13 protein-coding genes are annotated in these 9,892 nt (G+C 68.1%); 6 read left to right on the top strand and 7 right to left on the bottom strand.

What is annotated here, in order from left to right; all coding sequences use genetic code 11:
• The 3 genes from ACWCOV_RS37285 to ACWCOV_RS37275 all read left to right on the top strand — a co-directional run.
• The coding region (locus ACWCOV_RS37285; protein WP_449834086.1) for a TetR/AcrR family transcriptional regulator at positions 1–588 on the top strand (588 nt) is incomplete at its 5' end.
• Between the two features lie 119 nt (positions 589–707).
• Positions 708–2,057 (top strand): glycoside hydrolase family 27 protein, encoded by a 1,350-nt coding sequence (locus ACWCOV_RS37280; RefSeq protein WP_449834085.1) that lies wholly within the window; start codon positions 708–710, stop codon positions 2,055–2,057.
• A 124-nt stretch (positions 2,058–2,181) separates the two neighbouring features.
• Positions 2,182–2,646: a cupin domain-containing protein gene (locus ACWCOV_RS37275; RefSeq protein ID WP_449834084.1), complete on the top strand. Its 465-nt coding sequence runs from the start codon at positions 2,182–2,184 to the stop codon at positions 2,644–2,646.
• Here the strand turns inward: ACWCOV_RS37275 and ACWCOV_RS37270 are convergent.
• A complete protein-coding gene (locus tag ACWCOV_RS37270; RefSeq protein WP_449834083.1) occupies positions 2,640–3,125 on the bottom strand; it encodes a glycosyltransferase in 486 nt (161 codons plus the stop codon). The genes ACWCOV_RS37275 and ACWCOV_RS37270 overlap by 7 nt on opposite strands.
• A gap of 146 nt (positions 3,126–3,271) precedes the next feature.
• Between ACWCOV_RS37270 and ACWCOV_RS37265 the strand changes: the two genes are divergently transcribed.
• Positions 3,272–4,054: an SDR family NAD(P)-dependent oxidoreductase gene (locus ACWCOV_RS37265; RefSeq protein WP_449834082.1), complete on the top strand. Its 783-nt coding sequence runs from the start codon at positions 3,272–3,274 to the stop codon at positions 4,052–4,054.
• Between the two features lie 26 nt (positions 4,055–4,080).
• Here the strand turns inward: ACWCOV_RS37265 and ACWCOV_RS37260 are convergent, their stop codons facing one another.
• From ACWCOV_RS37260 to ACWCOV_RS37240, 5 genes are all read right to left on the bottom strand, one after another.
• Entirely contained in the window at positions 4,081–4,752 is a 672-nt protein-coding gene (locus ACWCOV_RS37260) for an ANTAR domain-containing protein (protein WP_449834081.1), read from the bottom strand.
• Positions 4,753–4,844: 92 nt separating this feature from the next.
• Positions 4,845–5,459, bottom strand: coding sequence for a DUF3618 domain-containing protein (locus ACWCOV_RS37255; protein WP_449834080.1), 615 nt, complete (start codon positions 5,457–5,459; stop codon positions 4,845–4,847).
• The gene (locus tag ACWCOV_RS37250; protein WP_449834079.1) at positions 5,435–5,902 is read right to left on the bottom strand and encodes a phage holin family protein; all 468 of its coding nucleotides are present in this window, start codon (positions 5,900–5,902) and stop codon (positions 5,435–5,437) included. The genes ACWCOV_RS37255 and ACWCOV_RS37250 overlap by 25 nt, the downstream gene beginning before the upstream one ends.
• Positions 5,899–6,492, bottom strand: a complete 594-nt coding sequence (locus tag ACWCOV_RS37245; RefSeq protein ID WP_449834078.1) for a hypothetical protein — start codon at positions 6,490–6,492, stop codon at positions 5,899–5,901. The genes ACWCOV_RS37250 and ACWCOV_RS37245 overlap by 4 nt, the downstream gene beginning before the upstream one ends.
• Before the next feature lie 106 nt (positions 6,493–6,598).
• On the bottom strand, positions 6,599–7,381 hold the full coding sequence (locus ACWCOV_RS37240) for a sigma-70 family RNA polymerase sigma factor (protein ID WP_449834077.1): 783 nt from the start codon (positions 7,379–7,381) through the stop codon (positions 6,599–6,601).
• A gap of 277 nt (positions 7,382–7,658) precedes the next feature.
• Between ACWCOV_RS37240 and ACWCOV_RS37235 the strand changes: the two genes are divergently transcribed.
• Positions 7,659–8,573, top strand: coding sequence for a manganese catalase family protein (locus ACWCOV_RS37235; RefSeq protein WP_449834076.1), 915 nt, complete (start codon positions 7,659–7,661; stop codon positions 8,571–8,573).
• A 78-nt stretch (positions 8,574–8,651) separates the two neighbouring features.
• On the opposite strand, the gene ACWCOV_RS37230 is transcribed toward ACWCOV_RS37235, so the two are convergent.
• Complete coding sequence (locus tag ACWCOV_RS37230; RefSeq protein ID WP_449834075.1) at positions 8,652–9,281, bottom strand: hypothetical protein; 630 nt, start codon at positions 9,279–9,281, stop codon at positions 8,652–8,654.
• Positions 9,282–9,414: 133 nt separating this feature from the next.
• On the opposite strand from ACWCOV_RS37230, the gene ACWCOV_RS37225 reads away from it, so the two are divergent.
• Positions 9,415–9,861: an Hsp20/alpha crystallin family protein gene (locus ACWCOV_RS37225; protein WP_449834074.1), complete on the top strand. Its 447-nt coding sequence runs from the start codon at positions 9,415–9,417 to the stop codon at positions 9,859–9,861.
• Positions 9,862–9,892 lie beyond the last annotated feature (31 nt).

The following is a 9,892-nucleotide window of genomic DNA, read 5'->3' as shown; positions in this document are numbered from 1 at the left end:
TGCTCGATCGCGACCAGCTCAGCGGCGGACGGCTCCTCGCCTCTGACGGCCGACAAGACCGACCAGCGCATCATCGACGCGGCCCTGGAGCTGCTGCGGGAGAAGGGTCCGGCCGCGGTCAACATCGATGCCGCGGCGGCACGATCCGGCGTCGCCCGTACGACGATCTACCGCCGCTACCGCAGCCGGGACGAGTTGATGACTGCGGTCCTCGAGCACCTGATCGACCCGGCTCCCCTGGCGCCCGACCTGCCGGTCGCCGAGAAGCTGCGCTGGGTCCTGGACCGGATCAGCGACATCCTGGAGAACCGGCTCGGGCCGGGTGGCACGGCCGCCGTCCTGGCCGACAGCGATGCGGTGTTCACCGCCGCTGTACGCGCGCGCCTGGCGACGCGGATGAGCGCACTCGCCGACCTGATGAACCTCGACATCGCAACGGGCCGGCTTCGCGACACCATCGACCCCGACACGGTTCTCGGCCTGCTGGTCGGCGCCTACCTCGCGGAGGTGCTCAGATTCGGGTCGCCGCGCGCCGGGTGGGCGGACCGTGCCGTCGAGTTCCTGACCCCGGCAGTGACACCGGACTGAAGGGGCGCCGGGGCCGCAAAGTTGCCTACAGCAACTCAACCAGCCGGGCCTAATTCTTGACAGGGTTAATTAACCCGCCGTACGGTACCGGGCACGCCCCGCCACGAAAGGTGCCCGCCATGTTCACCGTTCGTCTCGTCCGCCGTGCGCTTGCGCTGATGACCGCCGTACCACTCGTGCTGACCGCGACGATGGTGTCGACCAGCGCCCCGGCGCAGGCCAAGAGTGACTTCAGCGTCAAGCCGTTCATGGGGTGGAGCAGCTGGAGCGTCCAGTCCTCCACCCACCCCGAGTACGGCACGAAGTGGCTCACCGAGGAACACATCAAGGCCACCGCCGACTCCATGGCCGCGAACCTGAAGCGGGCCGGGTACACCAACGTGAACCTCGACGCGGGCTGGAACGCCAACTGGGAGTGGCAGTTCCGCACCGATGCCAACGGCATCCCCGAGGCCGACCCGGAGCGCTTCCCGAACGGCATCGCCGGCCTGGCCCGGTACGTCCACGGCAAGGGACTCAAGCTCGGTCTGTACGGCGGCGCCGGCCTGCAGAAGGCGATCTACGACAAGAACGCGCCGATCCTCGGCACCGACTGCACGACCCAGGACATCACCGTGATGCCGCTGACGCCGACCAACATGTGGGGCGGCGACTGGAAGATCGACTTCACCAAGCCGTGCGCGCAGGCGTACTTCGACTCGATCGCGGACCGGTTCGCGTCCTGGGGCGTCGACTTCGTCAAGGTCGACGGGGTCACCACCGACAACATCCCCGACATCGAGGCCTGGTCGAAGGCGATCGACCAGAGCGGCCGCAAGATGTGGCTGACCGCGAGCGCCTGGCCGGTGCCGCGCGAAGCGGGCGAGGGCCTACGCCCGTGGGCGAACAGCGTCCGCGTCGACACCGACGTCGAGTGTTACTGCGACACCGTGTCGACCTGGACGAGCTCGGTCGACAACCGCTGGGAAGACCTGCCGAAGTGGCTCGACGTGGTCGAGCCGAACTACTGGCCGGACCTCGACTCGATGCCGATCAACAACAACACCGGCCGCGGAATCCAGGACGGCATCACCGACACCGAACGGCAGAGCGTGATGACGTTCTGGTCGATGGCCTCCTCACCCCTGTACGTCGGCGGCGACGTCTCCAACATCGACGACAAGGCCGTGTCGATCCTCACCAACCGCGAAGTGATCGCCGTCGACCAAGCCGGCGTGATCCCGGCCCAGGTCGCCGGCGGAACGCTGCAGGTCTGGAAGAAGCGCCTGCCCGACGGCCGCCTCGCGGTCGCGGTCTACAACCTCGGAGACCAGCCCGCGGACATCACGGTCGCCTGGCAGCAACTCGGCGTACACGGCACCAAGAAGGTCCGCGACCTGGTCAACCACCGCGACCTCGGCAAGTTCAACAAATCCTGGACCGCCAAGGCCGTCCCATCCCACGGCTCCCGCCTGATCACCCTGTCCTGATCCTGGATGGGTCATCAGCGCACAGCTGTTGACCATGGGTGCCGGATCGGGCCGCGGTCGTTTCACGACGTTCGCCGGGCTGCCTATCGTCGCGGGACAGACCGCGGCGAAAGGCAGATCCGGGATGACCGACATCGGTGAGCGCAGCTACGTCCTCGGCCAGGGGCTCAGGGCAACCATCCTCACAACCGGCGAGGAGACCGGCGGACGACATGACCTCAGCGACACCTGGCAGCCGGCCGACGAGATGACCCCGCTGCACCTGCACACGCGCTACGAGGAACGGTTCTGGGTGGTGTCGGGCGGCCTGAGCGTGTGGGCGGGTGACGAGTACGTCGACCTCCGGTCGGGCGACTACTTCCGGATCGGGATGAACGTCCCACACGCCGTCCGCAGCGGACCGGCCGGCTGTCACGCGCTCCACATCTCGACCCCGGCCGGCTTCGCCGAACTGATCGCCCGCAGCGGCACCCCGGCCCGCCTGGCGACGCCGGACACCGAGTTCGATCTCGACCTGTTCATGGCGGTCACCACCGAACTCGGCGATGTCGTCCTCGGCCCACCCGGCATCCTCCCCGGCGATCACTGATCATCGGGTGCCCACCGTTCGATGACGTCGGCTGCCTGTTCGGGGCCGTTCTCGGCACGGAGGACCGCGCCGTACGCGCTGGCTCTGGTGGTGTACGTGGAGTCGAGAGCCTGCGTGAGGGCTTGGGCCAGACGGGTGCGGCTCAGCCGGCGGAACGGAAGATCGACCCCGAGCCCGAGCTGGCTCAACCGCCAGCCCCAGAAGGGCTGATCGAGGAACACGCTGACGACGACCGACGGGATGCCTGCGCGGGCGACCGCGGCCGTGGTCCCCGACCCACCGTGATGAACCGCAGCGGCACAACGCGGCAGCACGAGGTCGTGGTTCAGCTCGGAGGTCGCGAGGAACACCTGATCCGACAGCTCGCCAGGAGCCGCGCCGTACTCGGTCCGCCCGGCGCCGATCAGCGCGCGTACGCCGAGCTGCCGCGCGATCACCGTGATGTCGTCCAGCAACTGCTGCGGATTCGGGATCGGCATGCTACCGAAGCCGAAGTACACCGGCGGCTCACCGCCATCCAGCCACTCCTCCAGGCCGGACTGCCCACCACTCCCTCGAGCACCCGAGCTGACGCCCCGCGGAGGTCTGAGAGGTACGAACGGAAAGGGGTGGGTACCTGAGGTCGATGACACAGCTTGCGGTGGTCACCGGCGCTTCCAGCGGGATCGGGCTCGAGCTCGCCCGGCAGTTCGCTCAGCACGGCTTCGACCTCGTCATCGCCGCGGAAGACGATGCGATCCAGACCGTGGCGCCGCAACTGCGAACCGCCGGAGCCCAGACCGTTCAGGTCGAAGCCGTCCAAGCCGACCTGGCCACGCCCGAGGGCGTGCAACGGCTCGCCACCGCCCTCGGTCGGCGACCGATCGCGGCGGCGGCGCTCAACGCGGGTATCGGCGCGGGCGGCCAGTTCATCGACACCGACCTGGCCACCGAGGTCCGCATGATCGACCTCAACGTGAAGTCGACCGTCATCCTGGCCAAGTCGTTGGTGCGCGACATGGTGGCTCGCGACGCCGGCCGGCTGCTGATCACGTCCTCGATCGCGGCCACGATGCCGGGCTCGTACCACGCCGTCTACAACGCCACCAAGTCCTTCCTGCAGTCCTTCGCCGAAGCGCTGCAGGACGAGCTCCGGCACTCCGCGGTCACCGTCACCGCCCTGATGCCGGGACCGACCGAGACCAACATCTTCCATCGCGCCGGCATGGACGACACCCGGGTCGGACAGTCCAGCAAGGACGATCCGGCCGAGGTCGCCAGGCAGGGCTTCGAAGCACTGATGGCGGGCAAGGACCGAGTCGTTGCCGAGTCCCTGATGACCAAGGTCCAGGAACTGGCCGCCAAGGTCCTGCCGGACACCCTCAAGGCAGCCGCCCATCGAAAGATGGCCGAACCCAAGTCGGACTGAGGTTCCCAGGGCGAGGAGCGAGATCCCTAGCGGCGAGTGGTTGCGATGAGGCGTTCGGCCACCACTCTCAACTTCACGTTGCCGTCCTGGGACAGGCGGGTCAGGAACGCGAAGGCCCGGTCGTCGCTCAGCTGATACCGCTCCATCACGATGCCGACCGCCGTACCGATCGTGCCACGGGTTCGGACCGCTTCCTGCAGATGGTGGACTTCCCGGGCGTAGTCGATCGCTGTCGCGGCCTGATGCCGGAACAGCTCGCCCAGTGCGCCGAGATCGCCGAACACGCCGGGCTCGCGCGCATACAGGTTGAGAGCGCCGCGGGACTTCGGAGCGTCGAACAGCCGGATCCCCGCTTGCGCACGGATCCCGGCGGCTACCGCCGTAGCGGCGTACCGGGGAAAGCGCTCGTCTCGAGCCAGATCAGGCGACGTGACATGAACCGAGTCCGCTGCGGCCTCGTAGCAAGGACCTTCGCGTAGTTCGTACTGCGCCGCGTCTACACCCCACAGCAGCTCGTCGGTCGGAGCGACGGTCTCCAGCCGGCCGTCCGCGTGCAGGATCGTGATGCTCGCACAGTCGGTGTCCGGCAGTGCTTCGACCGCAGCCGCCGTGATGCTGCTCAAGGTGTGATCGAGGTCGCCGGGAGTCAGCGTCCTTCCCAGCCGTTGGGCCAGTTCCAGCAGTCGGTCGTCGTTCACGGCCACACCGGTACCCCTCACTGTGGTTCGAATCCGCGCAGAGGGATCCGGATGGGCTGCGCGCGTTGTGACCAACGCGCGCGGCGTCCGGATCAGGTGCTTCGGCGGACGGACTCGGCCGACTCCTGCGCCTGATCTCTCATGTCGACGGCCGCGGAGCGACTCTCGTCCTTGACTTCCTCCGTCGCGTGCGTGGCCGACTCCTTCACATTGTCGACCGCTTGCTGTGCCGGCTCGCGGAGATTCTCCTGCAGCTCCTGAGCCATTTCACCGGCCCGCTCCTTCACCGGTTCCGCGGCGCTCTCCTTCGCCTTCGAGGCCAGCTCACGCTCTCGCGTTGTCGGCGGCAGAGCAGCGGCGATCACCCATCCGGCTGCGAAGGCGACCATGCCGGCCGCCAGTGGCGCACCGCGTGTCCGCTCTCTCGCCCCGGCGGGGACGGCCTCGACCGCGTGTCCTGCCCTGGCACCGACGTCCTGTACCGAGGAGACGACGCCGTGCGCCGCGGACTCGGCCGCGTGCTTCGCATCGTCGGTCGTGCCCATCACCCGATGCTTCATGCCGGACAGCCGGTGGCGCGCCGCGTCCTTCCGCCGGTGAAGCACCTGCCGTGGGCTCACCTTGTCCGCCAGCGCGTCCACATCCTCGCTCATCTGGCGCCGGGTCTCTTCGATATCGCGTCTCAGGACCTGCGGGTCTTCAGCCATTGCGCGTCCTCCTTCAGGGTTTCCACTGTCTGCTCCGGTTTCGGGTTCACATCGCGCAGTGCGGTGCGGCCCGATGTACCCAGCACAACGGCCACGACGCCCCAGACGGCGGCCACGATGAGAGCCGCCCAAGCCAGATGCATCGCCTCACCAAGCGCCCACATCGCCGTCAGTGACACGAACAGGCCAAGCATCCAGCCTGCAAACGCCGCGCCCCCGAGCATCCCGGCGCCTTTGCCGGCCTGCTTGGCCTCCGCGCGCAGCTCGGCCTTCGCCAGCGCAAGCTCCTGACGGGTCAGCGTTCCGACGTCTCCGGTGACGCGCGAGAAGAGCTCACCGAGCGACGCCTCGTCGTACAGCTGTGACGAGCCGGCGGGCATCGATCCACCGTGGTACGCCGTACGCGGCTGGTCGTTCCCTCCCGCGGTGTACGGCTCGGTCATCTCAGCGATCCATTCCCCGGCACTGGCTGCGGTTGAACCGGTACGACGGGATCCATCGGCGTCGAGGACATCCGGGACGACTGCGGCGTGGCGGACGGGGCTCCCGCCGCCATTGCCCGAGACAACCGCCCTGCGACGATGCCGGCCACAACAGCCCCGGCCAGGAACCGCGCCGGCCGCCGCCTCGCCATCGAACGGACGTCCTCCATGACATCCGTGAGCTCCCTGCCGTCCAGGTAGCCCGCGGCGCGGTCCGTCCAGCTCGCTCCTTGCCGCGCCAGTTGGGCGCCCATGCCGGAGCCCTGCTCGGCCATCGTCCTGAGCTCGTCGCCCAGCGAACGGATTCCCTGCACCGCCTGATCACGCTGCTGCCCAGCCTGTTGCCCCACCTGCTCCCGAGCCTCCGCCAGCAAACGCTCGGTCTCCTGCCGCACGTCCGAGGCGACGCTGACAACCTGTTCCTTGGCGACCCCGGCTACATCCTTGGCGGCCTCCCCCGCAGCCTGCTGCACGTGGCCGGCCTCGTCGCGAACGGTTCCCCCGGCACTCTCGGTGCCGGTGGATGCCGAATGATTCGTGATGGACGTCATCTGACGCCTCCCTTCAAAGATCCGGCCGCTTGAGTAGCCCGACTCGGCCGCAACAAACCTCCCAGCCGCAGTTCATTGCTTTTGTGCCGTCGGCTGACATTCGCAGTCAAGCGGCGAGTGCGGAGCGAAGCACGCCCATGATCCGGCGCAGCAACCGGGACACCTGCATCTGGCTGACCCCGATCTCCGACGCGATCTCGGCCTGGCTCCAGTGATCGATCATTCGCCTGCGCAGGATCAACTTGTCCCGGGCACCCAGGCTCTCGACAGCCGGCAGCAGCGTCTGGAGCTGGTCGACCAGCTCGAAGGTGTCCTCCTGGGCGGGCATGCTACTGCCGAGCGACATCGACGAGTCGGCACGCAGCGGCGCATCCAGCGACATGGGCTGGAAACAACCGAGAGCGCCTTGCGCATCTCTCAACTCTTCGAGTGGTACGCCGATCCGCTCGGCCAGCTCCTGGTCCGTCGGCCAGCGGTACAACCGGGCAGCCAGCTCGCCTTCGGCCGCGTTGATGGACGCCTGCAGATTCTGGATTCGACGCGGCGGCCGGACGGCCCAGGCGTTGTCGCGGAAATGCCGCTTGATCTCGCCACGGATCGTCGGGAAGGCGTACGACCGGAAGTCGGTGTCCGGGCCTGGTCGGTAGCCGTGGACGGCCTTGACGAGGCCGACGTACGCGACCTGGAACAACTCCTCCCGCTCCACCCCGCGTCCGTCGTACCGCAAGGCCAGCGACCGCGCCATCGCGGAGCCCTGGACAACGGCCTCGCGGAGCAGGTCTTCGCGGCAGTCCCCCACCGCCGTGGATGCTTGCCGTAGCAAAGCCTCGATCATTGTGCGTCGTTGTTCCAAGGACTCCCGCGACACCGGGACAGGCAGATCAGCCATGATGCTCGACCTGGGCGATCAATCGCGCGAACTGGCCCTTGTTTGACCATGGCGACCACGCCCAGACTCTCCTGCGACTGCGGTACCCAACTCCAACCCCACACACACAATCCGACCGCCTTCAGGCTTGGTCGAAGCTCCGGCCGCGGTACGCCGTACCGGTCACGTCGTCGGCGTGTACTGGCCTGGACCCGGGGTACCGAGGGCCGATCGGTCAGGCGTGGGTCCACTGGGGAGTTGCGATGGCCGGTGTCCTGAGGCCGACAAGGGAGTCGCCATGTTCCGCCACACCAAACAGTTGCAGTTCGAGGCCAGGCCCGAGCGGCCCGATCCCCTCTACGCGCGCAAACTGCAGGAGCTCATCGGCGGCGCCTACGGCGAGATGAGCGTGACGATGCAGTACCTGTTCCAGGGCTGGAACTGCCGGATGGAGGGCAAGTACAAGGACCTCCTGATGGACACCGCGACCGAGGAGATCGGCCACGTCGAGATGCTGGCCACCATGGTCGCCAGGCTTCTCGAAGGCGCTCCCGCAACGATGACGGCCGAGGCGGTCGAGGACCCGGTGATGGCAGCGGTCATCGGCGGCATGGATCCGCAGCAGGCGATCATCGCCGGCGGCGGCGCCCTCCCGGCGAACTCGCAGGGGGTGCCGTGGAACGGCGGCTACATCGTGGCGAGCGGCAACTTGCTGGCCGACTTCCGGGCGAACGCGGCCGCCGAAGCGCACGGCCGGCTGCAGACGGCGCGGCTCTACAACATGACCGACGACCCGGGCGTCCGGGCGATGCTGCAGTTCAACCTTGCCCGTGACACCGTGCACCAGAAGCAGTGGCTGAAGGCGATCGAGGAGCTGGAGTCCGACGGTCTCGAGATCCCCGTCGTACCGAACGCGTTCTTCGACGAGGAGGACCAGGACCACAACCACACGATCTGGCGACTGTCCGACGGCACCGACGGACCGAACGGCGGCTGGACCGAGGGCGACGATCCGCTGGAGTACCTGACCGACCCCGAGCCACTCGGCGGCCCGGCCTCCGCTCCGGCACCGGATCCGGCGCTGTTCGGCACCTACTCGACCGTCCAGGACCTGAAGGGAACGGTGAAGTCCAAAGCCCGGTCCGCCACCCGAAAGGTCACCAAGAAGGCGACCAAGAAGACGACGAAGACCGCCAAGAAGTCGGGCAAGTAGGTCGGGGAAGGTACGACGGCTGGGGCGTCGTACCTCTACCGGCGGCGTCCGGGGCGATGGTGTACTGCGCGCCGGCGTCTATTGGTTGGGGCGGCGTAGGTGGTTGGTAGTGGTGATGATGTCGGCGGCCTGTTCGGCCAGGGTGGGGTGGCTGTCGTGGAGTTTGGCGCCCGCGTCGGCCAAGGGGGTCAGCAGGGTCGCGGTGTCGTTCTCGCCGAGGGCCGCGAAGACGCGGTCGACGGCCTCTTGGGTGGTGGCGTCGAGGTCGTCGAGAGCGGTGATCTGGGCGGCGAGGCGGCGCAGCCGGGCGGCGTTGGTGCGAGCCCATTGGTTGACCGCGCGGTCGCCGGCGCGGCGGTCGCGGGCGGCCTGCACACGCTCTTCGCCGGTCATGCCGGCGGGGTCGGTGGTGTGGGGGTTGAGCCGCAGGTAGCGGCGCTCGGCGGCTTGGCGGCTGGCGACTCCGAGGGCGGGCGCGATCGCGGCCCAGCTTGCTCCGCGGGCGCGGGCGGCGCCGATGAGCAGCGGCTCCCAGGAGGCGAGCTGGTCTTGCACGGCCCGCAGCCCGGCCAGTGCGGCCAGCACGTCGTCCGAACTGGCGGTGTCCTTGTCTTCCTGGTGTGCGACCTGGTGGACGGTTTCCTCGACGGCGGCGATCGCGGCCGACGCCGAGGGCTCCGGCTCGTCGGGTGTGTTGGTGGCTGTCACGGTCACCTCCTCCTCTTCATCATGTCAGCGATCCGCTGACATTGGCTGCTTGTCATCGTTCCGATGACATGTTATAACAGAGGTGCGTATTGACACCACCCAAATCAGCAGAGCTTTCAGGAGGTGCAGGACGATGTTGATGCGCACTGACCCGTTCCGGGAGTTGGACCGCTTCGCCCAGCAGTTCTTCGGCAGCCAGGCACCGGGCACGTGGTCACGGCCGACCCCGATGCCGATGGATGCCTACCGCCACGGCGACCAGTACGTCGTTGCGTTCGACCTGCCCGGCGTCTCGCCGGACGCGATCGACCTGGACGTGGAGCGCAACGTGCTCACGGTGAAGGCCGAGCGCCGGCCGCTCGAGCTCGGTGACGGTGTGGAGATGCAGGTCGCCGAGCGTCCGCTCGGGGTGTTCTCCCGCCAGCTGTTCCTGGGCGACACCCTGGACGCCGACCGGATCGAGGCCGGCTACGAAGCCGGCGTGCTCACGTTGAAGATCCCGATCGCCGAGAAGGCCAAGCCGCGCAAGATCGCGATCAGCGGCGCGGACAGCGACGACCGCAAGCAGCTCGACGTCTGACCCGGGTGAACCACGCACCACACGGTGTGCG

The sequence above is a fragment of the Kribbella sp. NPDC002412 genome (assembly GCF_053592935.1).
Note: the sequence above shows the minus strand (reverse complement) of the source record. Positions and strands in the feature narration are given on the sequence as shown.